This window comes from Gordonia terrae (genome assembly GCF_051789125.1).
In the GTDB taxonomy this organism is placed as follows: Bacteria; Actinomycetota; Actinomycetes; order Mycobacteriales; family Mycobacteriaceae; genus Gordonia; species Gordonia terrae_A.
On the sequence record NZ_CP196526.1, the window covers coordinates 601,860 to 626,014 of the forward strand.

At 67.4% G+C, this 24,155-nt stretch carries 24 protein-coding genes and 1 tRNA gene; 16 read left to right on the forward strand and 9 right to left on the reverse strand.

What is annotated here, in order from left to right:
* Together ACSUZC_RS02750 and ACSUZC_RS02755 are read right to left on the reverse strand one after the other, a co-directional pair.
* Nucleotides 1-546 (reverse strand): hypothetical protein, encoded by a 546-nt coding sequence (locus ACSUZC_RS02750; protein ID WP_439031397.1) that lies wholly within the window; start codon nt 544-546, stop codon nt 1-3.
* Nucleotides 539-2,866, reverse strand: a complete 2,328-nt coding sequence (locus ACSUZC_RS02755; RefSeq protein ID WP_439031398.1) for a DEAD/DEAH box helicase — start codon at nt 2,864-2,866, stop codon at nt 539-541. The genes ACSUZC_RS02750 and ACSUZC_RS02755 overlap by 8 nt, the downstream gene beginning before the upstream one ends.
* A gap of 336 nt (nt 2,867-3,202) precedes the next feature.
* Between ACSUZC_RS02755 and ACSUZC_RS02760 the strand changes: the two genes are divergently transcribed.
* The 3 genes from ACSUZC_RS02760 to topA all read left to right on the forward strand — a co-directional run bounded on the left by ACSUZC_RS02760 (nt 3,203) and on the right by topA (nt 7,452).
* Nucleotides 3,203-3,406: a cold-shock protein gene (locus ACSUZC_RS02760; protein WP_006359048.1), complete on the forward strand. Its 204-nt coding sequence runs from the start codon at nt 3,203-3,205 to the stop codon at nt 3,404-3,406.
* A 195-nt stretch (nt 3,407-3,601) separates the two neighbouring features.
* The gene (locus tag ACSUZC_RS02765; RefSeq protein ID WP_439031399.1) at nt 3,602-4,186 is read left to right on the forward strand and encodes a hypothetical protein; all 585 of its coding nucleotides are present in this window, start codon (nt 3,602-3,604) and stop codon (nt 4,184-4,186) included.
* 185 nt (nt 4,187-4,371) lie between these two features.
* Nucleotides 4,372-7,452, forward strand: a complete 3,081-nt coding sequence (gene topA / locus ACSUZC_RS02770) for a type I DNA topoisomerase (RefSeq protein WP_439031400.1) — start codon at nt 4,372-4,374, stop codon at nt 7,450-7,452.
* A 63-nt stretch (nt 7,453-7,515) separates the two neighbouring features.
* Here topA and ACSUZC_RS02775 read toward each other — a convergent pair whose 3' ends face one another.
* Entirely contained in the window at nt 7,516-8,976 is a 1,461-nt protein-coding gene (locus tag ACSUZC_RS02775) for an adenylate/guanylate cyclase domain-containing protein (RefSeq protein ID WP_439032976.1), read from the reverse strand.
* Between the two features lie 172 nt (nt 8,977-9,148).
* Between ACSUZC_RS02775 and ACSUZC_RS02780 the strand changes: the two genes are divergently transcribed.
* From ACSUZC_RS02780 to ACSUZC_RS02795, 4 genes are all read left to right on the forward strand, one after another.
* Nucleotides 9,149-10,435: a DNA polymerase III subunit delta' gene (locus tag ACSUZC_RS02780; RefSeq protein WP_439031401.1), complete on the forward strand. Its 1,287-nt coding sequence runs from the start codon at nt 9,149-9,151 to the stop codon at nt 10,433-10,435.
* Between the two features lie 79 nt (nt 10,436-10,514).
* Nucleotides 10,515-10,913 carry an ArsR/SmtB family transcription factor gene (locus tag ACSUZC_RS02785; protein ID WP_439031402.1) on the forward strand — a complete coding sequence of 133 codons (399 nt, stop codon included), beginning with the start codon at nt 10,515-10,517 and terminating at the stop codon, nt 10,911-10,913.
* Nucleotides 10,910-11,431 carry an SRPBCC family protein gene (locus tag ACSUZC_RS02790; protein ID WP_439031403.1) on the forward strand — a complete coding sequence of 174 codons (522 nt, stop codon included), beginning with the start codon at nt 10,910-10,912 and terminating at the stop codon, nt 11,429-11,431. The genes ACSUZC_RS02785 and ACSUZC_RS02790 overlap by 4 nt, the downstream gene beginning before the upstream one ends.
* Nucleotides 11,432-11,531: 100 nt before the next feature.
* Nucleotides 11,532-11,714 (forward strand): hypothetical protein, encoded by a 183-nt coding sequence (locus ACSUZC_RS02795; protein WP_439031404.1) that lies wholly within the window; start codon nt 11,532-11,534, stop codon nt 11,712-11,714.
* A 102-nt stretch (nt 11,715-11,816) separates the two neighbouring features.
* On the opposite strand, the gene ACSUZC_RS02800 is transcribed toward ACSUZC_RS02795, so the two are convergent.
* On the reverse strand, nt 11,817-12,659 hold the full coding sequence (locus ACSUZC_RS02800) for an alpha/beta fold hydrolase (protein ID WP_439031405.1): 843 nt from the start codon (nt 12,657-12,659) through the stop codon (nt 11,817-11,819).
* A gap of 164 nt (nt 12,660-12,823) precedes the next feature.
* Between ACSUZC_RS02800 and ACSUZC_RS02805 the strand changes: the two genes are divergently transcribed.
* Nucleotides 12,824-13,399 (forward strand): TetR/AcrR family transcriptional regulator, encoded by a 576-nt coding sequence (locus ACSUZC_RS02805; protein ID WP_439031406.1) that lies wholly within the window; start codon nt 12,824-12,826, stop codon nt 13,397-13,399.
* A gap of 38 nt (nt 13,400-13,437) precedes the next feature.
* Nucleotides 13,438-14,163, forward strand: a complete 726-nt coding sequence (locus tag ACSUZC_RS02810; RefSeq protein WP_439031407.1) for a phytanoyl-CoA dioxygenase family protein — start codon at nt 13,438-13,440, stop codon at nt 14,161-14,163.
* A 2-nt stretch (nt 14,164-14,165) separates the two neighbouring features.
* Here the strand turns inward: ACSUZC_RS02810 and ACSUZC_RS02815 are convergent, their stop codons facing one another.
* Complete coding sequence (locus ACSUZC_RS02815; protein WP_439031408.1) at nt 14,166-15,257, reverse strand: hypothetical protein; 1,092 nt, start codon at nt 15,255-15,257, stop codon at nt 14,166-14,168.
* A gap of 327 nt (nt 15,258-15,584) precedes the next feature.
* Here ACSUZC_RS02815 and ACSUZC_RS02820 point away from each other — a divergent pair, with 327 nt between their 5' ends.
* Nucleotides 15,585-16,238: a response regulator gene (locus tag ACSUZC_RS02820; protein WP_439031409.1), complete on the forward strand. Its 654-nt coding sequence runs from the start codon at nt 15,585-15,587 to the stop codon at nt 16,236-16,238.
* Between the two features lie 20 nt (nt 16,239-16,258).
* On the opposite strand, the gene ACSUZC_RS02825 is transcribed toward ACSUZC_RS02820, so the two are convergent.
* Nucleotides 16,259-16,636: a response regulator gene (locus tag ACSUZC_RS02825; RefSeq protein WP_439031410.1), complete on the reverse strand. Its 378-nt coding sequence runs from the start codon at nt 16,634-16,636 to the stop codon at nt 16,259-16,261.
* Between the two features lie 10 nt (nt 16,637-16,646).
* On the opposite strand from ACSUZC_RS02825, the gene ACSUZC_RS02830 reads away from it, so the two are divergent.
* The 5 genes from ACSUZC_RS02830 to ACSUZC_RS02850 all read left to right on the forward strand — a co-directional run bounded on the left by ACSUZC_RS02830 (nt 16,647) and on the right by ACSUZC_RS02850 (nt 21,218).
* Nucleotides 16,647-18,536, forward strand: coding sequence for an ATP-binding protein (locus ACSUZC_RS02830; protein WP_439031411.1), 1,890 nt, complete (start codon nt 16,647-16,649; stop codon nt 18,534-18,536).
* A gap of 95 nt (nt 18,537-18,631) precedes the next feature.
* The gene (locus tag ACSUZC_RS02835; RefSeq protein ID WP_439031412.1) at nt 18,632-19,453 is read left to right on the forward strand and encodes an alpha/beta fold hydrolase; all 822 of its coding nucleotides are present in this window, start codon (nt 18,632-18,634) and stop codon (nt 19,451-19,453) included.
* A gap of 92 nt (nt 19,454-19,545) precedes the next feature.
* Nucleotides 19,546-19,902: a UBP-type zinc finger domain-containing protein gene (locus ACSUZC_RS02840; protein ID WP_439031413.1), complete on the forward strand. Its 357-nt coding sequence runs from the start codon at nt 19,546-19,548 to the stop codon at nt 19,900-19,902.
* Between the two features lie 3 nt (nt 19,903-19,905).
* On the forward strand, nt 19,906-20,727 hold the full coding sequence (locus ACSUZC_RS02845; protein ID WP_439031414.1) for an NAD(P)/FAD-dependent oxidoreductase: 822 nt from the start codon (nt 19,906-19,908) through the stop codon (nt 20,725-20,727).
* Nucleotides 20,682-21,218 carry an NAD(P)/FAD-dependent oxidoreductase gene (locus ACSUZC_RS02850; protein WP_439031415.1) on the forward strand — a complete coding sequence of 179 codons (537 nt, stop codon included), beginning with the start codon at nt 20,682-20,684 and terminating at the stop codon, nt 21,216-21,218. The genes ACSUZC_RS02845 and ACSUZC_RS02850 overlap by 46 nt, the downstream gene beginning before the upstream one ends.
* Before the next feature lie 55 nt (nt 21,219-21,273).
* Here the strand turns inward: ACSUZC_RS02850 and ACSUZC_RS02855 are convergent.
* From ACSUZC_RS02855 to ACSUZC_RS02865, 3 genes are all read right to left on the reverse strand, one after another.
* A tRNA-Thr gene (locus ACSUZC_RS02855) sits at nt 21,274-21,349 on the reverse strand.
* 199 nt (nt 21,350-21,548) lie between these two features.
* Nucleotides 21,549-22,400 carry an esterase/lipase family protein gene (locus ACSUZC_RS02860; protein ID WP_439031416.1) on the reverse strand — a complete coding sequence of 284 codons (852 nt, stop codon included), beginning with the start codon at nt 22,398-22,400 and terminating at the stop codon, nt 21,549-21,551.
* Nucleotides 22,401-22,446: 46 nt separating this feature from the next.
* Nucleotides 22,447-23,028 carry a hypothetical protein gene (locus tag ACSUZC_RS02865; RefSeq protein ID WP_439031417.1) on the reverse strand — a complete coding sequence of 194 codons (582 nt, stop codon included), beginning with the start codon at nt 23,026-23,028 and terminating at the stop codon, nt 22,447-22,449.
* 598 nt (nt 23,029-23,626) lie between these two features.
* On the opposite strand from ACSUZC_RS02865, the gene ACSUZC_RS02870 reads away from it, so the two are divergent.
* The gene (locus ACSUZC_RS02870) at nt 23,627-24,127 is read left to right on the forward strand and encodes a hypothetical protein (protein WP_439031418.1); all 501 of its coding nucleotides are present in this window, start codon (nt 23,627-23,629) and stop codon (nt 24,125-24,127) included.
* Nucleotides 24,128-24,155 lie beyond the last annotated feature (28 nt).

Consider the following 24,155-nt stretch of genomic DNA (forward strand, 5'->3'; position numbering starts at 1 on the left):
TCAGTCGTCTTCGCCGACGACGATCCGCTTCGGATACACGCGCATGGATTGCATGGGGGCGAACCACAATTGATGAAAATGCACATCGGTGTCGCCTCGGTAGGCGAGCTCGAAGGGTTCGGTACCCGTGTTCACCGGGATCCACGACCGCGCCGACCGGACGAAGGACGACCAGTGGATGAGTTCGCCCTCGGTCAGGAATCCTCCGGCCGCCGCCCACGTCTCGCCGGAATGCGCATCGGAGGAGGCGAGGTACACCTCACCCAGTGACGCGGTGACCCGCGGCCCGACCATCGCCGTCTGCAGGTACCACTGCGCGGACGTCACCACATCGGTGAAACCGCCGGATCGGGCGGCACACCAGGCGTAGTGCAGGTCGAGCGCGTCGAGTGCCTCCTCCTCGGAGAAGAACACGTCGCGCTCGCCGATGGAGGAGGGCAGGTTGTCGGTGTTCTGCGTCGGCCGGGCGAGCAGAAAGAAGGCGCGCGACGGTCGAGTGATCTGACGGTGGGTGTAGATCCCCCGGTCCGATGCCTCGTCATGCATGGGCCAAGTATTCCCGACGCAACAGTTCGAGGACGGCGACTGCGCCGTTCTTGTCGAGGGGGTCGTTGCCGTTCCCGCACTTGGGACTCTGCACACACGACGGGCATCCGCTCTCGCATCCGCAGCTCGCGACGGCGTCCCGGGTGGCATCGATCCAGGTCAGGAAGGCCGAGTGGCCGCGCTCGGCGAAACCCGCACCGCCCATGTAGCCGTCGTAGACGAACACGGTGGGCAACCCGGTGTCGGGATGCAGGTCGGTGGAGAGTCCACCGATGTCCCAGCGGTCGCAGGTGGCCACGAGCGGAAGGAGGCCGATCGCGGCGTGCTCGGCCGCGTGCAGCGAACCCGGGAGTCGCGTCTCGTCGATCCCGGCGTCGGCGAGCGTCTCCGGAGTGAGCGTGTACATCACCGCCCGCGTGTGCAGGGTCTGCTCGGGCATGTCGAGCTCGACGGCGTCGAGCACCTCGCCGGTACGGAGGGTGCGCAGATATCCGACCACCTGATGTGTCACATCGACCTCGACGAAGGCGACGGTCAGCGGACCGAACCGGCGGCTGGCGAGGGTCGAGGTGATGGTGATGTCGGTGGTCTCGCGGGCCGACGTCGTCCAGTCCGGGTCCTCCGGATGTGCCAGCGCGAGTCCGTCATCGAGGTCGAGTTCGTCGACGAGGTAGGTCTCGCCCTGATGGATGTGGACCGCCCCGGGGTGCACCGTCGACATCGCGCGGCCGGTGTCGACGGTGCCCAGCAGCTGAGATGTGGTCGTGTCGACGATGAGCACCTGCCCGCCGATGCCGCCCCTTATGTCGACGTCGGCGTGTGGTTCGACGCCTGCGGTGACGTACCAGCCGGACTTGCGCTTGCGCAGGAGTCCGTCGGCTGCCAGGGACTCCGCGACCTCACGGGCATCCCACGCGTCGATCTCTTTCTCCGACAGTGCCTTCTCCATCGCCGCGCACAGCAGATGCGGACCGAGGATGTAGGGGTTGGCGGGGTCGGTCACCGTGGCCTCGACGGGCTTGCCGAGGAGCGACTCCGGATGGTGCACCAGGTAGGTGTCGAGGGGATCGTCACGAGCGACGAGGACCACCAGGGAGTCCCCGGACTCGCGCTGACGTCCGGCGCGTCCGGCCTGCTGCCAGAAGGACGCGACGGTGCCGGGGTAACCGCTCACGATCACCGCGTCCAGGCCGCTGATGTCGACACCGAGTTCCAGCGCATTGGTCGTCGCCACCCCGAGCAGCTCTCCGTCGGAGATCGCCTTCTCGAGGCGCCGCCGGTCGTCGGCGAGATAGCCTGCGCGATAGGCGCCGACCCGGGACTCGAGTTCGGGCGCGCTCTGCGACAGCAGGTGCCGGGCGCTCAACGCGGTGAGCTCCACACCTCGACGGCTCCGCGCAAAGCACAGGGTGCGCGCGCCCTCGATCACGAAATCGGCCAGCAGACGCGCGGATTCGGCTCCCGCGGATCGTCGGACGGGCGCGCCGTTCTCTCCGGTGATCACCGGTAGGAAGTCGGGTTCCCACAGGGCGACCGTCCGCTCACCGCGTGGCGACCCGTCCTCGGTCACCGCAACGGCCGGTTCGCCGATCAGGCGGCCCAGTGCCTCGGCGGGTTCGGCGACCGTCGCGCTCGCTCCGATGACCGTCGGGTTCGCTCCCGCGGCGCGGGCGATCCGGAGCAGACGTCGCATGACCAGGGCGGTATGCGACCCGAACACTCCTCGGTAGTGGTGGCACTCGTCGACGACGATGAAGCGGAGATGCCGGAAGAACTGCCGCCATCGGTGATGGTGGGACAGGATGCCGATGTGCAGCATGTCGGGGTTGGTGAAGATCCAGCGTGAGTGCGCTCGTGCCCACTGGCGGATCTCCGGATCGGTGTCGCCGTCGTACGCGCACGGCTGTAGGTGGCCGAACTCGGGCCGGCCGGCGATGACGGAGGTGACCGATCGGATCTGGTCGGCTCCGAGCGCCTTTGTCGGAGCCAGGTATAGCGCGGTCGCATTGTTGTCGTTCAGCAATGCCGTCAGAATGGGCATTTGATAAGCCAAGGATTTACCCGATGCGGTGCCTGTGCAAATAGCTACATGGTTTCCACGGAATGCTTCGTCGGCCGCTCGAACCTGATGCGTCCACAGCGAATCGATGCCGTTGTCTGCATAGGCTGTGCGCAGTGCCTGCGGTACCCAGTCCGGCCACTCGGTGAAAGATGCTGGGCGCGACGGGATCACCGAGAGGTGGGTGAGCGGTGACGGATCGGCGTCGGAGCCGGCTAGGGTCCGGGCGAGTAGTCCCGTGCCGAATTTGGAGTACTGCATCTTATAGTGAGAACTCTTCGAAATAGTGTCGATGCGACCGGGTTCGACCGGTTGCGGTGTTACCGACTGGTGTCGTCGGGTTGAAGTTTGGCGAGGTTTTCACTCTCTTTGGTTCGAGCGACTATCGCTGGTGGGGCGAACATGATTGACTGGTCGCGGCCGCAGCTTTCGCGACCCACCTCCGGGTGGGCGACAAGCGCGTTGCAGCCGTGGTACTGAGGTTAGTTTGGCGGATCGAAGCAGATCTTCGCGGGGCTCTTTGAGGTATGGCGGTCAACCGGCCACGACGCGATGACCCGTCGCGTCGCGACAGTTGATATGTAAAGGATTGCAAGAATGGCACAGGGAACTGTGAAGTGGTTCAACGCGGAAAAGGGCTTCGGCTTCATCGCGCCCGATGAGGGTTCCGACGACGTGTTCGTCCACTATTCCGAGATCCAGGGTGCCGGTTTCCGCACCCTCGAGGAGAACCAGCGGGTGGAGTTCGAGGTCGGTCAGGGCACCAAGGGCCCGCAGGCCACCGGCGTCCGCGCCGTCTGAGAACCCCCCGCGTGACTGCTGAGCGCAGTCGGGGCAAACCACCGCTCCCGTCTTGATTCGTCGAGGCGGGAGCGGTTTGTTGTGTGGAGAGGGCTGTCGCGACGCGGCCGCGACCGCCGATCTCACTGATTTTCGGTGGAGCGAACCGCCGTCGGAAAGCGCGCCCGCGGGCCGCAGACGACATAACCTCGATTCGTGGGCCAGTTGTCCTTCTTCTCTGCGGAGACCGAACAGCCCGCGTACACCGATCTCGCGGGCCTGCTCGCCGCGCACGGGCAAGCCGTGCGTTCCGATTCCGGTACGCGGGTCTCGATCGTGGTCGCGGACAGGTGGCGGGCCGCGCACATCGTCGAAGAGATGCTTACTGCCGGTCTCGACGCCGAGGTGACGGCGTCGGAGGAGGGCACGCCGTTGGCGCGCACCGCGGCATGCCACGAGCTCGACGCGCTGCACCGGGCCTGGTCGTCGGGCGCGGTCAAGGCGATGCCCGCCGGCTGGGTCCCGACGTACCGCGCGCTTCGGCTCTGGGTGATCGCAGCCGGACACTCCGACAACGGCCGCTACCAGCTCGGTCTGGACCCGCACGCGCCGGACTCGCACGCCGCCCTGGCCACCGCGCTGATGCGCGTGGGGATCGCGCCCACCCTCGTCGGCACCCGCGGACAGTCACCGGCGCTGCGGATCGCCGGGCATCGCCGTCTCACACGTCTGCACGAGTACGTCGGAGTACCGCCGTGTGCAGAGGCCGTCGCGGACTGGCCTCCGGTGGACGATCATTAGCGATCTCACGTACAACGCTGTGAGCTGGCGAAACGCCTGAGCATGGCAGGCTGTCGGCGGTGCCGGCCGCTCCGCCACGGAATTCTGATGTGCAAACGGCGCTATACATAAGGTACAAACCCAACGAACGCACCTGAACTGACACGCAGGAAAGTTCTCCACCCAGTCAACCAAAGGACGCCCCGGTGGCAGAGACCAGCACCGCATCCCGCTCGAGTGGGGTAACCCGACGCCTCGTGATCGTCGAGTCCCCGACCAAGGCCCGCAAGATCGCCGGCTACCTCGGGTCGAACTATGTGGTGGAGTCCTCCCGCGGGCACATCCGCGACCTTCCGCGTGGCGCCGCCGACGTCCCGGCCAAGTACAAGGGCCAGCCCTGGGCGCGCCTCGGCGTGAACGTCGACGACAACTTCGAACCGTTGTACGTGGTGTCCCCGGACAAGAAGTCGACCGTCAGCGAACTGAAAGCGCTGATGAAGGACGTCGACGAGCTCTACCTCGCCACCGACGGTGACCGCGAGGGTGAGGCCATCGCGTGGCACCTGCTCGAGACGCTGAAGCCCAAGATCCCGGTCAAGCGGATGGTCTTCCATGAGATCACCGAACCGGCGATCCGCGCGGCCGCCGAGAATCCCCGTGACCTCGACATCGACCTCGTCGACGCCCAGGAGACGCGCCGTATCCTCGACCGCCTCTACGGCTACGAGGTCTCGCCGGTGCTGTGGAAGAAGGTCATGCCGAAGCTGTCGGCGGGCCGGGTGCAGTCCGTCGCGACCCGCATCATCGTCGAGCGAGAGCGCGAGCGCATGGCGTTCGTGTCCGCCGAGTACTGGGACATCTCGGCGACGATGGACGCGGAGAGCACCGACGACTCGAACCCGCAGACCTTCAAGGCGCGACTGGTCAACGTCGACGACGCACGTGTGGCCACCGGACGCGACTTCGAGTCCACAGGTGCGCTGAAGAAGTCCGACGGTGTGATCGTTCTCGATGCCGACCGCGCCGAGAGTCTGGCGTCCGGCCTGCGCGGCGCGGCCATGAGCGTGACCTCGGTGGAGGAGAAGCCCTACACCCGTCGCCCGTACGCGCCGTTCATGACGTCGACGCTGCAGCAGGAGGCCGGCCGCAAGCTGCGGTTCACCTCCGACCGCACCATGCGCATCGCCCAGCGACTGTACGAGAACGGTTTCATCACCTACATGCGTACGGACTCGACGAGCCTGAGCGAGTCGGCGATCAACGCCGCCCGCGCGCAGGCCCGTGAGCTCTACGGTGACAACTTCGTCCACCCCACGCCGCGGCAGTACACCCGCAAGGTCAAGAACGCCCAGGAAGCCCACGAGGCGATCCGTCCGGCCGGCGAGTCCTTCCGCACCCCGGGCCAGGTCGCCGGCCAGCTCGAGTCCGACGAGTTTCGGCTCTACGAGCTCATCTGGCAGCGCACCGTCGCCTCGCAGATGGCCGACGCCAAGGGCACCACACTCAGCCTGCGGATCGCGGGCACCGCGTCTACCGGCGAGCGCGCGACGTTCGCCGCGTCGGGTCGCACGATCACCTTCCCCGGCTTCCTGTCGGCCTACGTCGAGACGGTCGACGAGCAGACCGGAGGTCAGGCCGACGACGCCGAGAACCGGCTTCCACAGCTGACGGAGGGGCAGGCGCTCACCGCGACCGACCTCACCGCCGATGGCCACTCGACCAATCCGCCGGCGCGTTTCACCGAGGCGTCGTTGGTGAAGGTGCTCGAGGAACTCGGCATCGGCCGGCCGTCGACGTATGCGTCGATCATCGGCACCATCCAGGACCGCGGGTACGTGGTGAAGAAGGGCAACGCGCTGGTGCCGTCCTGGATCGCCTTCGCGGTGGTCGGGCTGCTCGAGGCGTATTTCGAGAACCTCGTCGACTACGACTTCACAGCGACGCTCGAGGACGATCTCGACCAGATCGCCACCGGCAACGAGAACCGGACGAAGTGGTTGTCGGGGTTCTACTTCGGTGAGGACGGCAGCGGCGCGGAGGGCGAAAGCCGTTCTGCCCAGTCGGCGATCGCTCAGCACGGCGGTCTGAAGAAGCTCGTCGGCGTCAATCTCGAGGAGATCGATGCGCGGCAGGTGAACTCGATCCGCCTGTTCGACGACGAGGAAGGTCGCCCGATCTACGTGCGGGTGGGCCGTTTCGGGCCGTACCTGGAGCGCGATGTCTCGGCGTCACCCGATGCCGAGCCGGATCTGCAGCGCGCCAATCTGCCCGCGGACATCACCCCCGACGAGCTGACGCTGGCCGTCGCCGAAAAGCTCTTCGCCACACCGCAAGAGGGTCGTTCTCTCGGTACCGATCCGGCGACAGGTCACGAGATCGTCGCGAAGGAAGGGCGTTTCGGCCCGTACGTGACCGAGATCCTGCCCTCGGACGACGATGACGACGACGGCGATGCGCCCGTCACGATCCCGCCCGGCCCGACACCGCGTGACGGCGGGTCCGGCAGTGGCGCAGGTGGTTCGGACTCGGGTGACGCCGACGTCGTCCCGTTGGACACCCCGGGCGGTGGCACGGCCACCAAGACCAAGCCCGCGGCGAAGAAGACCGCCAAGAAGGCTGCGAAGAAGGCCGGACCGAAACCGCGCACCGGGTCGCTGTTCAAGACGATGGACATCTCGACGGTGAGCCTGGAGGACGCCCTCAAGCTGCTGTCGCTGCCGCGTGTCGTCGGCGTCGACCCCGAGTCCGGCGACGAGATCACCGCACAGAACGGCCGCTACGGGCCGTACCTGAAGAAGGGTTCGGACTCCCGCTCGCTCGGCAGCGAGGAGCAACTCTTCGAGATCACGCTCGACGAGGCCCTCAAGATCTACTCCGAGCCCAAGCGACGCGGCAGGCAGGCCGCTGCGCCGCCGCTGCGTGAACTGGGCAAGGACGACGAGGTCAGCGGCAAGCCGATGGTCATCAAGGACGGACGTTTCGGCCCGTACGTGACCGACGGTGAGACGAACGCGAGCCTGCGCAAGGGTGACGAGGTCGCCACGATCACGCCGGAACGTGCGATGGAGCTGCTCGCCGACCGACGGGCACGAGGCCCGGCCAAGAAGGCTGCGAAGAAGACGACCAAGAAGGCAGCCGCCAAGAAGACGACCGCCAAGAAGACGACCGCCAAGAAGGCGACCGCCAAGAAGACCACGGCCAAGAAGACCACGGCCAAGAAGACGACCGCCAAGAAGACGACCGCCAAGAAGACGGCGGCGAAGAAGGCGACCCCGGACGCCGAGTAGGGACACCGCAGAACCGCTGGTCCCCGGTCCGAAGGCATCGCCCCAACCGCCGGGAAGCGGTACTCAGTCCTTCCGATGCGGTTCGAGGTGCGGCCGGGCGAGGAGTGTCTCGATGCCACGGCCGCGGAGCTCGACGCCCTCGCCGATCTCCCAGTGCTCGGCCTCTTCGTGGGAAGCGAGGAACACTGCGCGCGCCGACCCGAGGACGCGTGTGGGCTCGTCCTTGGCGAGTTCGGTGAGACGTGCGGCCTCGTTGACCGGGTCGCCGATGACGGTGTATTCCAGGCGCTGCTCCGCGCCGATGTGACCGGCGATCGCCTTGCCGGCCGACACCCCGATACCGATGTCGGTGTCGCCGAGCGTCTCGTACAGTTCGGCACGTAGTTCGCGTGCCGACGCGAGCGCGCGCCCCGCGAAGTCGTCGAGGTCGAGCGGCGCCCCGAAGATGGCCAGCGCCGCGTCACCCTGGAATTTGTTGACGAAACCGCCATGTCGTCCGACCACCCCGACGACCACCCGGAAGAACTCGTTGAGGAGTTCGACGATCTCGCGCGGTGGCCGGTTGACGGCCAGGCGCGTCGAACCGACGATGTCGACGAACAGCACCCCGACGTAGCGTTCCTCGCCGCCCAGTTCGGTGCCCGTCTCGATGGCCCGCCGGGCGACATCCTCGCCGACGTACCGGCCGAACAGGTTACGGAGCTGTTGGCGTTCGCGGAGGTCGGCGACCATGTCGTTGAACCCGGCCTGCAGCAGACCCAGATCGCTGCCGTCGTAGATCTTCACCGCGACGTTGAGGTCTCCCTCGCTGACCTTGGACTGCGCGCGCCGCAACTGCTTGATCGGATCGTTGATCGCGGCCACCACGCGCACGATGGCGATCACGCTGAAGGCCAGCGCGGAGATGGCCATCCACAAGATGGGCCGTTCCAGGCCGGTCGAGTCGGCCTCGATGATCCCCAGTCGGTGCAGGACGATCATCCCGATGATCACCAGCATCGGGGCCACCACGCTGATGACCCAGAATGCGGTGATCCGGGTGGTGACGCTGGGGGCGATGGCGTTGTCCGGGTTGTTCGCCATCGCGGCGACCGTGATCGGGCGCAGGACCTTCTCGGCCTGCATGTAGCTGAGGGCGCACGTGACCATCGCGCCGATCGCGCTGGCGATCGCGACGATGAACGCGTTCTTCGACGACACAGTCAGGTTGACCAGCGTGAACAACGTCCCGCCGACCACCCACAGGGCAGCGTTCACCGCGGTGAGGAGCATCGGGAGGGCGAGCGCGCGGCGTCGTGCGGCTTCGTTGTCGAGCCGTGTCCGTCGTCGATGCCAGATCAGCACCGGAAGCGACAGCTGGATGCTGGCGAACCCGCCGATGACCATCGCGATGAGCAGATAGGCCGCGAAGATGACCTGGTTCAGCGCGGTGATCTCGTCGAGACTGATCGAATCCTGGATCGGCATGCCGAAGCGGAGGAACGCGAAGGTGAACAGCGCACCCACGAGGTTGGCCCGCAGCATGTCCAGCGCGAGAATCGGCCACGGCGTATGAATCAGCCATCGGGCCAGATGCAGGCCCTTTGACCACCGCGACCGTTGTTGAACCACGAAGACTACGGTAGCTGGCTGCTTGCAATCGTTAAACACGGTTCCGTGCCTCGGACGTGTCCGAACTGCGGATTAGGGTGTTGCTGTGACAAATGTCTTCGATCGACTGACCGGGCAAGAGGCGATCGCCGACGATCTGCGTGCCGCCGCTCGCGCCGCGCGAGCCCTCGCCCAGCGGCTCGATGCGGGTTCGTCGGCGGATCTGTTCCTTCCCGACGACGAGATCCCGGCGGTCGACGCCGGCTGGTCCCGTGCGTCGATGACGCATTCATGGCTCTTCACCGGACCGCCGGGGAGTGGACGCTCGGTCGCGGCGACCTGTTTCGCCGCGGCCCTGCAGTGTCAGGCGCCCGATGCCGCGAACGTCGGCTGCGGGGAGTGCCGCGCCTGTGTGACGGTGATGGCGAAGACCCATGCCGATGTACGCCATGTGGTCCCCGAGGGTCTGAGCCTCGCGGTCGGGGCCATGCGCGACATCGTGCAGGCGGCGGCGCGTCGTCCCGGGACAGGCCGCTGGCAGATCGTCATCGTCGAAGACGCCGATCGCCTCACCGAGCAGGCCGCCAACGCCTTGCTGAAGGTCGTCGAGGAGCCGCCGTCGCGGACGGTGTTCCTGCTGTGCGCGCCGTCGGTCGATCCCGAGGACATCTCGGTGACGCTGCGGTCGCGGTGCCGGCACGTCGCGCTCGTCACTCCGACCACCGCCGACATCGAACGGGTCCTGATCGAACGCGACGGACTCGACCCGGAGCAGGCGCGGTGGGCCGCATCGGTCTGTGGCGGTCACATCGGGCGTGCGCGCCGGCTCGCGACCGATCCGGACGCTCGTTCGCAACGGGAGAAGGCGCTCGGCCTGGCGCGCGCCGCCTCGCGGGACTCGACGGCCTACGCCGCTGCCGAGGAGCTGGTGCGCTCGGCGGAACAGGCCGCGAAGGCGATCTCCGCGGAGCTCGACGAAGCCGAGACCGAGGAGATGAAGACCGCTCTCGGTGCGGGCGGGACCGGAAAAGGCACTGCGCGCATGCCGCGTGGCAGTGCGGGCGCGCTCAAGGAACTCGAGAAGCGACAGAAGTCCCGGGCCACGCGCGTGGGCCGAGATGTCCTCGACCGCGCGCTGGTCGATCTGGCCGCGCTCTTCCGGGACGCGCTCGTCGTCGGTGTGGGTGCCCAGGTCACCGCGATGCACCCGGACAAGGCCGACGACATCTCGATCCCACTCGCCGGCTACGCGAAACCCGAACAGCTCCTGCAGTGTGTCGAGGCGGTCCTGGCCTGCCGCGAGGCTCTCGACATGAACGTGAAACCGAAGTTCGCGGTGGACGACATGGTTGCCCGGATCGGTCTGGCGCTCAAGCGGCGGGCCGACGTCTAGTCGCTGCCTGGCACAACCTTGTACCGCTCTGAAGGATGAACCCATTGGCTATTGGTAACTGATGTGTTACCAATAGTGTGTGGACGGATTCGAGGCGCTCGCCGACCCGGTGCGACGCTCGCTCATCACGCGGTTGGCCAGAGGGCCCGCGCGAGTCGTCGACCTCGCTGCCGAGCATCCGATCAGCCGTCCCGCCGTCTCTCGCCATCTGCGGGTGTTGGGTGAGGCCGGGGTCGTGACCGCGGTCGACCACGGACGTGAACGCCATTACGAGCTCGTGTCCGGAGCTCTCGCCGAGGTGCGCGAGTTCCTCGACGCGGTGGACAGCGGCACCGCCACTCCCAGGTTCGGCGAGCACCATCTCGACGCGCTCGATCTCGAGGTTCGGCGCACGGTGCGTGAGCGCGAGCAGGCGGGCGTCGACGACGGCGCCCGGCCGACGCCGGATTCCCAACACAGACAGAAGGAGACAGGATGAGTACCGACATCGCGGCGACGGGACGCCGGGAGATCCGCGCGGGGGTGCCGCACGTGGTTCTCGAGCGTACGTTCGCCGCACCGATCGACGCCGTGTGGGCGGCCATCACCGAACCGTCCCGGCTCGAACGGTGGATCGGCACATGGACCGGCGACCCGACGACCGGGTCGGTCGACTTCCGTATGACCGCCGAAGGCGACGACGTCGAATCCGAACGGTTCTCGATTCTGGAATGCACGCCGCCGCAACGGCTTGCGGTGCAATCGACCACCACCGGCGACCACGGCGATGAGGTGTGGCTGCTCGAGCTGGACCTCAGCGAAGCAGACGGAACGACCACGCTCGTCTTCGCGCAGGGGCTGCCCCGACCCGAGTCCGCCGAGAACGTCGGTCCCGGCTGGGAGTACTACCTCGATCGTCTGGTGGCCGCCGAGTCCGGCCGCGATGTCGCGACGATCGACTGGGATGCGTACTACCCGGCGCTGTCCGGGCCCTACTCGGCCATGTTCCGTCGCTGACGTACGCGAGAACCCCGTCCCCACGGGTGATCGCACCGCCGCGACCTATCATGAGGTCACGGTCTCGGGCCGCGAACTGATGACGAGCGAGGGAGCAGCGATGTCGGACTTCATCCGCAAGGTCAAGGACGAGGCCAAGGCGGTCTCGGCCGCCATCGACCAGGAGCTGACGGTGCTCGAGGGTGTACCCGGTTACGACCCGCTCGCGGACAACAAGGACATCGAGGCGTCCGACGCCGATGCCGACGCCGACGCCCAGGGCGATGGAGTGGTCGAGAAATAGGCGATCGCAGAGAAAACGGCCGCCGGATGGGTGAACCATCCGGCGGCCGTCCTGCTTCACGCGCGGGGCCGCTCTCTTCTCAACGAGCCCCGGCGGGGACGCTCACTTCTGAACGAATCCCAGCAGCGCCTCGTTGACCTCGGCGGCGTGAGTCCAGAGCAGGCCATGGGGGGCATCGGCGATCTCGACGTAATCGGCTTCCGGGAATGCCTTGTGGAAGCGGCGACCGCTGGCGTCGATGGGGAGGATGTTGTCGGCCGTGCCGTGCAGGATCAGCGTCGGCTTACCCGAATCACGCACGGCGACTACGTCATCACGGAAGTCCTCGATCCAGGCCGGGACCACCGCGTATGCGGCGACCGGCGCGCTGCCGACGGCGGTGCTCCAGTTCGCGTCGACGACCTCCTGGGTGATTCGGCTGCCGAGGTTGTCATCCAGGTTGTAGAAGTCGTTGTAGAACTGCGTGAACCAGGCATAGCGGTTCTGCTTGGCGGCCGCGGCGATGCCGTCGAAGACCGAGCGGTCGACGCCCTCCGGGTTGTCGTCGGTCTTGACGAGGAACGGCTCGAGCGACGCCAGGAACGCGAACTTGGCGACGCGCTCGGTGCCGTGGTTCTTGGCGTAACGGGCGAGTTCTCCTGTGCCCATGGAGAATCCGACGAGGATGACGTCGCGCAGATCGAGGGTCTCCAGCACCGTGTTCAGGTCGGAGGCGAAGGTGTCGTAGTGGTAACCGGTGCCGGCCTTGCTGGACTTGCCGAAGCCTCGGCGGTCGTAGGTGATGACGCGGTAGCCGGCGTCGATGAGCTCGCGGGCCTGCAGCTCCCAGCTGTTGCCGTCGAGCGGGTAACCGTGGATCAGCACAACCGGCTGACCGGTGCCGTGGTCCTCGTAGTACAGCTCGATGTCGGTCGAGTTCTCGGTGCCGACGGTGATGTAACCCATTGCGATCACTTCTCTCTGATGAGACGACCCGATCGGATCGGTGGTTGATAGGCGGTGCAGGTCCAGTGCGGCGAGAACGCTCGTTCTCTTTGCTGATTGCTACAGTAGAGAACGATCGTTCCCCGCGCAACCCCGGGGACCGGATTCGTTCGAGGAGGAGTGTCGTGACCGACGCAGTAGATCAGCGTGAGCAGGTGATCCGTGCCGCTGACCGGTTGTTCAACGCCCACGGGGTGCACGCTGTCGGAATGGACAAGGTGCGCGACGCCGCCGGGGTGTCGTTGAAGAAGATCTACTCGTTCTTCCCGTCGAAAGAGGCTCTGATCCTTGCCGTGCTCGACGGCCGCACCCGCCAGTGGAACGACGGCATCCTCGCGTGCGCCGACGGTTTGTCGAGCCCACGGGAGAAGTTGCTGGCCGTCTTCGACTTTCTGCTGCAGTGGTTCGGCACCGACGAGTTCCGTGGGTGCGCCTTCATCAACGCATACGGGGAACTCGGCGCCGAGATGCCGTCGGTGGCGTCGGCGGTCCGCGCCCAGAAGGCCGACTTCCAGCGGTACGTCGCCGGACTCGTCGCCGAGCTGGGCGCCCCGGACGGACTCGGCGCACAACTGTCGATACTCGCCGAGGGGGCGCAGACCACCGCCGCCATCGCCGGCTCGACCCGGGCGGCCGACGACGCCCGCGCCGCTGCGGAGGTTCTGATCGATCAGGCCCTGCGCGCGCCCGCGGGAAAATGACTCGCGTCTGATCGGCTCCGGTGCGACGATCGGCGATCATGATCGACATCGAGGCTTTCGTCGAGAATGGTTTCGTCAAAATCGAACGGCCCGCACTGCGCCCGGTCGCCGATGAGGCGCGGGCGTATCTGTGGGCGCAGCTCGGGCTGTCCGCGGACGATCCGTCGGGGTGGTCGGAGGCGGTGAAGTGGGCCTCGGACATGACCGGCCGGGGCCCGTTCGCGTCGCTTGCAGACAGCCCTGAACTGACCGAGGCGCTCGACGCGGTGTGCGGGCCCGGAGCCTGGGAACCTCGTCGGGTGCTGGGCAACATCCCGGTCCGCTTCCCGGTCCCGCCGACGATCGACGACAGGGGATGGCATATCGACGCCAACACCCTGCGTGCGGACGGAACATGGTGTGTCAGTCGACGTCCGCAGACCGCTCTGGTGCTGACGCTGCTGTCCGAGGTCGGACCTGACGATGCGCCGACACGACTCCGCCGCGGGTCGCACCTCGACAGCGTGCGCGTCCTCGACGACGACGGGATGAGCCCCTTCGATGCGGGGCCGCTCCTCGACGAGGCGAGCCGTGACCGTCCGGTCGCCCACGCGACGGGTCGCCCCGGTGATGTCTACCTGGTCCACCCGTTCACCGTGCATGCCGCCGACGAACATCGGGGCGCCACACCACGTTTCATGGCCCAGTCGCCGGTCATGCTGACCACGCCGCTCACTCCGGCCGCGTCGGTCCCGCTGGCATGCGTCTTCGCGGAGTCGGCCTGACCTCAGGCCGCGCTGTCCTCCGACGACTCGGAGTCCGAGCCCGACGAGTCGGTGCCGGTCTCGGTGTCGTCGGCTTCTTGGCCGCGGGTCTCGCTGCTCGTGCCCGGATCATCCCTCGCGTCGGTGTCGGGGTCGCCGTCGGTGTCGGACCGGTCGTCGCGGTCACTGCCGGGTTCCGACACCGGCTCGCCGACAGGGGACTGCCGGTCCACGACAGGCCGCTCCGTCGAGCTGTCGCCCCGGCCGGGCACGGGGTCGCGGGGGACGATCGGGCTGCGATCGGGGGGAGTCGTCGTCGGCGTGGGATCGCCACCGGTGTCCCGGGGTACGACGACGGTGCCGTCGCCCCGGTCGACGATCACCGGATCGCGGGGGGCCGGTACGTCGCGGGGTGGTTCGCGCACGGGTTCGGTTTCGATGCCGGCCAGTGCTCGTAGGTAGCGCAGCACGGTCATCCACGTCCGAACGGTCCACGGTCCCTGTGGCTGCTCGGCGAGCACGACGAACGGCGGCGGGGCGAGCTCGGTGCCGCCGAACGCGTCTTCCACCGCGGGTACCACCACTTCGTCGCCCTGCGCGGACGCGGTGTAGATCACGGTCGGCCGATCATCGCCGACACCGCCGAACGCCATCATCGCCGACAGATTCTTCTCCATCGCAACGGTTTTCGCGGAGTCGAAGGTCGGGGACACCAGTTCGATCTTGTGGGAGCGGCCGGCGGCGACCGGACCGATGGACCGCGGGTACTCGACGATCAGGGACTGCCGGTCATCTCCCAGTGACAACTTCCGGGTGATCAGCGTGCCGTTGCGTTCATCGGGGGTCACCAGGACGATCGCACCCTCTCGGGGTGAGTCGAGGAAGGCGGCCGTGTCCACTCGTTGCATGGTCGGGGACGCCGGTACCGGTCGGTCGCCGGTGAGACCCGCGATCACTCCGGCGGAGTCGGTGGCGGCGACCGTGGTCGGGACGATGGTCACGATCGAGACCGCCGCGAGGGTCAGCGATGTCGCGACACGCGATCTCGTGTCCCCCTGTCGCACGACCGTCGTCGTGCTGGCGTGGTGTCCACCCCGCCGGTGTGTTCGTGCCACCCGGGCCCCCTTGTTCGAGGAAATCATAGGCGATCCGGTCGTCGGGACGTGTCAGACGAACAGACCACTGACAGGTGCACACTCCCCGTATCCGTACGCGTCCACCGTGTCGGGTGATCATGATCTCATCCGTGCGCCCCGGACGTGCGAAGACCGTCCGATCGGCGCCTTTTCGAGACCGGCATCGGGTTACAGTGCCGGGTGGATGCGCCCGGTGGGCGCCGAGTCACGAAGGAACGCGCATGACACTCCGGGCCCGGACCACGATCGTGGTCGGACACCGTCGTGCATCGACCGATACGTGCCGTCGCACCGGTTGGTGCTGACGTGGCTGTTCGAGTCGCGATCGCCGACGACGACGTCCTGCTGCGCGAGGGGTTGGCGAGTCTGCTGTCAACCGCCGGTTTCGACGTGGTCGGACGGGCGGGCGATGCCGAGGAGCTGATGACCGTCGTGGCCGAGGGTCGGCCCGATCTGGCGCTCGTCGACATCCGGATGCCACCGACCCACACGACCGAGGGTCTGGACGCCGCCCTTCGGATCCGGCGCGAGCATCCGGATGTGGCGATCCTCGTGCTGTCCGCGCACGTCGACGTCGACCAGGCCCTGGAACTGCTCGAGAGCGGCAAAGGGATCGGCTATCTGCTCAAGACCCGGGTCACCGATGTCGACGACTTCGTCGACACGGTCCACCGCATCGCCGGTGGGGCGACGGTGATGGATCCGGCGCTGGTCCACGAGCTCGTCGCCGCACGGCGACGCAACGATCCCCTCGACGTGCTGAGTGGGCGGGAACGAGAAGTCCTGACCCTGATGGCCGAGGGGTTGTCCAATGCCGGGATCGGCCGTCGGCTGTGGATCACCGAGGGCACGGTGGAAAAGCACGTGCGCAGCATCCTCACCAAGTTCGATCTGGCCGACACCGCCGACGACCACCGGCGGGTGCGGGCCGTCATCCTCTTTCTCGACGCCACGGCCTGAACGAGCGGCGGCGCGTCCGGTCACCCCCGACCGGCGAGTAGCTGACGTATGCGGTCCGCCGACAGCGCGAACTTCGGTAGGAATCCGATCGCCGGACTGGCATCGATCATGTCGGCGAACTCGTCCTCGTCGTGCGTCGACACCAGGACGATGGCCGGTGCGGGGTGTGCGTCGAGCTCGTGGAGGGCCTCGACGACGTCGAAGCCGCTCTCGCCGCCGAGGTCGATGTCGACGAGCGCGAGATCGGGCCGGGTGGATCGGGATTGGCGAACCGCGTCGTCGAGCGTCGACGCCGTCGCGATGACCGTAATGCCGCCGGCTTCGAGCATGTCACGTGCCGAGCCGCGGAAGTCGGCGCTGTCGTCGACGATGAGGCAGCGCAGAGGGGCGGCATTCATACTGTCGAGCGTGTCAGAAATCGGTGCGCGTGGCATTCCTGCTAGCGGGAACTCCGACCACGGGCCGCTGTGGGATCGGGTCGCCGCGATCGTGGTCCGGCCGACGTCTCCGCCACTCCGCTGGGGCGTCGTGACGGCGATCGTGCTCATCGCTTGCGAGGTGGGGATCGTGCGTCTGCTCAAGCACGTGTCGCCCGAGAACGCGTTCGGTGCGATCTTCCTGTTCGGTGTGCTGGTGGTCTCCGCGGGGTGGGGCTTCGGCCTCGCCGTGGCCACGTCGATCGCCAGCGCAGGGGCGTACGTCTGGTTCCACGTCAGCGAGAGCAGCGAGAGTTTCGCACCCGCCGTCGTGGTGTTTCTCGTTCTCGCCCTGCTCACCAATCTCCTCGTCGGTCAGTCACGGTCGCGGGCACTCGAATCCGATCAGCGCCGCCGCGAGGCCGACCTGTCGGCCGCGCTGGCGCGCACAGTGCTGCGTGCAGCCGACCTTCCGGAGGCGCTGACGGCGGCGAGCGCGCGATTGAGCAGGGTGCTCGAATTGCCCTCTCCGGGCGCGACCTTGGCCGAACCGGACGCCCCCTACACGTTGGGGCAACGGCGTATTCCGCTGCTCGACGATGGACGGTCCGTCGGCTCACTTCTCGTGCCCGCGCATCTCGACGCCGCGGACCGGCGCAGGGTCGCACGCATGGTGCCCAGCCTCGAGGCGCTCCTGGCCGCGTCACGCGACCGTGAGGAACTGTACGAACGCACGGTTGCGCTGGGTCGTCAGCAGGCCGCACTTCGACGCGTCGCGACCCTGGTCGCCGCACGCGCCGAGCCCGCGGACGTCTGTCGGGCCGTCACCACCGAAGTCGCCGACGAACTCGGCGTCGAGCATGTCACCGCGGTGCGGTTCACCTCCGACGGTGACTGCGAGATCCTTGCCGCACGTGATGACGGCGCCGGAGTGGATTCGGCCGGTGTGGCCGCGGGGGAGCGACTGGCGCTGGGTGGGAACAATGTCTCGACCCTCGTCGCCCGGACCGGCTCGGCGGCGACCCTCGACTATGCCGATGCCACCGGACCCATCGGTGATCGGCTGGCGGAGCGCGGAATACGGTTCGGTATCGGCGTCCCCGTCACGGTCGACGACCAGCCGTGGGGAGCGGTCATCGTCGGCACGACGCAGCGAGCCGCCCCGACGGACCTTCGCCTGCGGCTCTCCGATTTCGCGGACCTGGTGGCCACCGCGGTGTACAACAGTGAGTCCCGGGCGGCGATGGCGCGCTCACGTGCACGCGTCATCGCCGCAGCCGACCAGGCGAGACGCTCCATCGAGCGGGACCTGCACGACGGCGCACAGCAACGGATCGTGTCCCTGGGCCTCGACATCCGCGCCGTACAGTCCTCGATCCCGCCGGAGCAGAAGGCACTACGCGACAGACTGGACGGGCTGATCGATTCGCTGGCTCAGATACACCGGGACCTGCAGGAGTTGTCTCGCGGTATCCACCCCGCCATCCTCTCCCGCGGCGGTCTCGCCCCGGCACTCAAGACGCTGGCCCGACGCTCGCCCGTACCCGCGTCGTTGACCGCGTCGATCAGCGGCCGGTTGCCCGAAGCCGTCGAAGTGGCCGCCTACTACGTGGTGGCCGAGGCGCTGACCAACGCCGCGAAGTATGCGCGGGCGACCGAGGTGCTGATCTCCGCTCACGTCGAAGACGGGTTGCTGATGCTGTCGGTGGTCGACGACGGGATCGGAAGCGCCGATCCCGCAGCGGGTTCGGGGCTTGTCGGGTTGCGCGACCGGGTGGAAGCCGTCGAGGGCGAGTTCTCGGTCACGAGCCCGCCCGGTGGCGGCACCACGATCCGTGCCGCGATACCGATGGCCGGCGCGGCGGGTGTCAATACCGGCTAGCCGGAAGCAGGATCCACCGGGCAGCATCGACGACACGGACGCCCCGACGGACGAGTCTTGGAGTCGAGCGAACACGCGCTGACCAGGAGGATTCCATGCCGTTCATCACGACCACCGACGGAACCGAGATCTACTACACCGAGCAGGGCTCCGGGCAGCCGGTGCTCCTCAGCCACGGCTGGCCGCTGTCGTCCGACGGCTGGCAGGTCGAGCTCAAGCTCCTCGCCGACGCGGGCTACCGTGCGATCGCCCATGACCGTCGTGGCCATGGCCGATCCTCCAAAACCGCTGTGGGACACGACATGGACACCTACGCGAAGGACCTCTCCGAACTCGTCGAGGCTCTCGACCTCCGGGACCTCGTGGTCATCGGACACTCGACCGGCGGTGGCGAGGTCGTGCGGTACGCGGCCAAGTACGGCAAGGGGCGAGTCGTCAAGGTCATCACCGCCGGCGCGGTCCCTCCGCTCATGCTCCAGACCCCGGACAACCCGGAAGGCACCCCGATCGAGGTCTTCGACGGCATCCGCAAGGGGGTGCTGACCGACCGGTCGCAGTTCTACCAGGACCTCGCCGAGTCGTTCTTCGGGGCAAACCGGGACGGCGCGCAGGTGTCCCAGGGCGCCAAGGACGACTTCTGGCGTCAGGGCATGATGGCGAACCTCTCCGCCGCTTACGATTGCGTCAAGGTCTTCTCCGAGACCGATCAGACCGAGGACCTCAAGGCGATCGACGTGCCGATGCTGATCGCGCACGGCGACGACGATCAGATCGTGCCGATTGCGGCCGCCGCCGAGAAAACCATCAAGCTCGTCAGCAACGGCACCTTGAAGGTCTACCCCGGTGCGCCGCACGGCATCTACGGTGAGTACCAGCAGCAGCTCGACGCCGACATCCTCAAGTTCATCGCCGAGTGATTCATGCTCCGGGCCGGCGGAACGGCCTCCCCTCACCGTTCCGCCGGCCCGGTATCCGGACCCTCAGGGGTTACGCGAGAACGGAGTTGATGATGGGTGATCATTCGATCGACACCACGGTCGGCCCGAGCGGGCCGGGCTGTGTGGAGTGTGAGGCGGCGGAGTCGTGGTGGTTTCACCTGCGGCGCTGCGCCGAATGCGGGCACGTCGGCTGCTGCGACGACTCGCTGAACCGCCACGCTTCTCGACACGCGGCGGACACCGGACACGCGGTCATCCAGAGTTTCGAACCCGGTGAGGACTGGTTCTACGACTTCTCGACCGGCGAGATGTTCGCCGGTCCTGCCCTCACGGCACCGACGTCGCATCCGACGGATCAGGGTGTGCCCGGTCCGCGGTCGCGAGTGCCTGCGGATTGGGTCGAGCAGCTCACCCGACGGCAGACGTAACCGATGATCGACGATCGTGTGACCCTGCCGCACAGGATAATTCGTGAACCGTCGGAGCGAGGGTCCGTCGGCGCGAGCATGCACGCGTGCGTCGTCGTCCGGATCTATGGGCGCAGTCAGTGTCGGCACGCGTTCGAGATCCGTGACTTCCTCAGTCGCAGCGTGGTCCGCTTCACGTGGACGCCGATCGACACCGACGACGACTGCACGCACCTGCTCGGGCTGTCGCTGGCCGACGCCGGTCTGCCGATCGTCGACCTGCCGGACGGAACCCGTCTGCGTGCCCCGTCGGTCGCCGAGATCGCGGGCCGCCTGGGATGGGTCAGTGACCCCAAGCTCCAGGAGTACGACGTCTCGATCTACGGGGCCGGGCCTGCGGGACTGTCCGCGGCGGTATACGCGGCCTCGGAGGGGCTGAGTGTCGCTGTCCTGGAACGCGAAGCGGTGGGTGGTCAGGCCGGTTACAGCAGTCTCATCGAGAACTACCTCGGATTCCCGGGCGGCATCTCGGGCGGCGACCTGGCCGAGCGAGCTCGTCAGCAGGCGGTCGAGTTCGGAGCCGAACTACTGCTGATGCGCGACGGGCTCAGCACACGTTTCGAGGGTGATCGGGTACATACGACGCTCGGCGACGGCACGAGCGTCGTCGCCCGCGCCAGCGTATGCGCGACAGGCGTCGAATGGCGGCGGCTCGGGCTCGATCGCGAGGAGGAGTTCATCGGGTCGGGCCTGTTCTACGGGCGGGCACCAGTGAGGCGCCCACGTGTAGCGATCTCGAGGTGTTCGTCGTCGGCGGAGGGAACTCGGCCGGTCAGGCTGCCATGAACCTGTCGTCGTTCGCCAAGCGCGTCACCATGTTGGTGCGCGGGCCGACACTGTCCGCGACGCTGTCGGACTATCTCGAGAAGCGGGTGGTGCAGCAGCCGAACGTCGAGATCAGGACCTCCGCGAGGGTGATCGGTCTCGAGGGTGACAAGGGTCTGACCGCCATCCACATCGAGGACTCCCGCACCGGGGACGTGGAGGTCGTCGAAACGCAGCGGTTGTTCGTCTGCATCGGCGGAGACCCGGCCACCGAGTGGGCAGCCGGCACGCCGATCGTCCGCGACGACCACGGATTCGTCCTCACCGGTCCCGACCTGCCGACATCGAACTGGTCGCTGGACCGCGCCCCGTTCTACCTGGAGACGTCGGTGCCCGGTTTCCTTGCTGCGGGGGATGTGCGTCGCAACTCGGTGAAACGAGTGGCGTCGGCAGTCGGAGACGGCGCGATGGCGATCACGTTCGTCCACCATCACTTGGCGGGGAGTGGCTGACGGGCGCCAGAGACGACGAAAGCGATCCGTTGGGGAGCGAATCGCCTGGTCACCATGGAGCCGCCCAGGGGAATCGAACCCCTGACCTATTCATTACGAGTGAATTGCTCTACCGACTGAGCTAGGGCGGCGTGCCGCGCGAGGCAGCGCAGACGAGTCTAGCGAGCGTCGCGAGACGCGCAAAACTCGGGCCCGCTCGGGGCTGCTCGCCGGGCCTGCGACCCCGAAACGAGGTCGCACGCGACCTCGTTTCGTCGGCGCGACTTCGATCGAGGTCGCGCGAACGGAATCAGCTCGCGTGCGACCTCATTTCGACCACGGTTGCGGCGATCAGAGCGGGAAGTCGGGTCCGCACACCACCGGCACCCGATGTGCCGGGTCGAGTGCGTTCCGCACGAGTGCAGCGACCGTGGGGGAGTAGGCCATGCCGACGTGACCGATCTTCGACGACGGGCACACGTCCTGGACCACGGTGTTCGCGATGTTCGGTCCCGGCGGCATCAGGGTCAGCACGTAGGGAGTCGAGATCTCGTCGAATCGCGTCGCCAGGTTGACGTACTCGATTGACGGATGCCGCGGACCCCAATAACTCTGGCCGGGAGCTCGCGCGGGCAGCCGATCGGTGATCGAACCGACGCGGGAGTATCCGCGATTCGAGGCGGACAGTCCGACGATGGTGTCGACCTGCGCGGCCCGGCCGGGCAACTGGGTGACGAGCTGGGCGATCGCCCCGCCCTGGCTGTGACCCACGAAGTCGATCTTCGATGCGCCGGTGGCGGTCAGGACCCGCCCGACGAAGGCCGAGACCGCACGGGCGGACTGCTCCTTGTTGCTTAGGCCGCCGGTGTTGCCGCTCCAACTGGTCTGACCGTAGGTGAGGCTGAACACGCAGTAGCCCGCGTTGGCCAGCGTGGGCGCGAGGTACGACCAGTTGGCGCTCTGGTTCATGGCCGTCGCGTGCAGCAGAACGACTGGGTTGCGCCCTTCGCGGTCGCGGCAGTCGAACCGGTTGGCGCCGGCGGGCGACTCCGACGCCGGGCTGAGGTATCGGGTGGCGATGGCGGTCGCGGCGTCGGTGGTGACCGGGAAGGGCACGGCGTGGGCGGTGCCCGAGGCTAGGCTCAGGGCCATTGCCGCCACCGCGGTCAATGCCGACGTGACTCCAGCTCGGATGCGGTTCATGGGAGAATTGTCGCCGAGTAGACGGCGCTGCATGCCGTTTCGGCGTCTACTCGACGTCCCGCCGACGGAATTCGACGCCACGCGGCGACAGTTCGTAACCGACGACGAGGCTGTCGGTCAGGCCGAGCTTCTTGAGCTTCGTGATGTCTTGTTTCAAACCCGCTCTGTCCCGGCCGAGTTCGGCCGCGAGATCGGTGGACACCACACCCGGACGACGCGCGACGAGATCGAGGACTTCGCGAGTCCACGGTCCGCGCTTGGACCGCGCGTCCATCCGGTCGAGGCGTGTCCGTATCTCGGCCACATCGTCGTCGGACAGGTTGTCATCGGCGCGCAGGGCGATCCGCGGGTCCTCGCCGATGCACCGCAGGCCGATGCGGTAGGTCGGGTTGTGAACGTTGACGCAGAGGGCGGCCCGGACTTCGTCGGCATCGTCGTATCCTGCGCGGCGCGCTTCGTCGAGCGTGATCTGTTCGGGGTCGACGCGCTGCATGGACGTCACCTCGATCACGTGCGTCAGCGCGATGAAGCTCGATCCCGGATGAATACGTGGATCGCCCCATCGCCGGAAGGCGAGGTCGACTGTTCCGTCGGCGACCCCGCGAACGACCGCGGCCGTGAGAAGCACATTCGCGACCTTAGCGAGCGGGTGGTTGTCGTGCATGACCTGCGGCCCGACGCGCGTGTCACCCCTGTGGACGACAGCTGAGACGTTGCTGAGAGCTGTTGTAGGGTGACCCGAGGTCAGCGACGGCATTGCCGACGTATTCGGGGGACCCCCTGCGTCGTGTCGTCGTTGAGCGCAACTTCACGACGACATGATCACCGGCCGGGGGGAGGGATCTTTGGTGCCGCCGCGCGTTCCCGCTCTGTGGTTTGCCGACGTCCCGCCGTGGCCCGCCGTCGAATCGACCCCCGCCGCCGACCTGGCCGCTCACCTGGCCCGACACCGCTCAATAGGCCCAGCTCAGGCCCCTCCTCAGTCGGCTGCCGTTGCGGTTCTCGAACGCCCGGTCCCGGCGATCGGGCGGTCCGATCGGCCGATCGTCGAAGCGCCGGAAGCCGCGACGCCACGTCCCTCCTCCGAGCTCGACGCGTTCCTGGCCGAGGCCGAGAAGTCGGTGCGGGCCAAGCGGAAGGGCCGCTCGAGCACACGGGGAGAGAGGCGCCCGCGAGTCGGTTCACCACTACGAATCGCGGGTGCGGCAGCGGCGATTGTTGTGATTGTGGCCACAGTTCTCGGTGTCGTCCTGGCTCGTGGCGACGGACCTGAGTCGACGACGGCGTCGACGCCCAGCACCGACGTGACGTCCGTGGGGCCGACACCGTCCACGCCGGCGGTGGCACAGGAGCCCGCGTGCACGCGGAAGCCTGTCGGGTCGGGGACCACCGTGTCCGACGGTGACGACTCCGGCAATCAGGAGTCGGGTGCCGGGGCGATCCGGGCCTTCAACCACGCCTACTACGTGTTGCGGTCGGCGAAGGCGGCTCGCGCTGTAGCGGCGCCGGGTGCAGTGGCCTCCGAGTATGTGATGCAGCAGTACATCAACCAGCGACCGCTGGGGACCAAGCACTGCCTGACCGTCTCCGACCGCGGACCCGGCGAGTACTCGGTGGTGCTCACCGAGTTGCAGCCCGACGCGGCACCCATCACCTACCGCCAGGTCATTCGTACGACGACCACCGGCGGCAAGTCCTACATCCAGTCCATCCGGTCCGTCGAATGAGTTCCCGCCCAGCCTGTTCGGGCGCCTA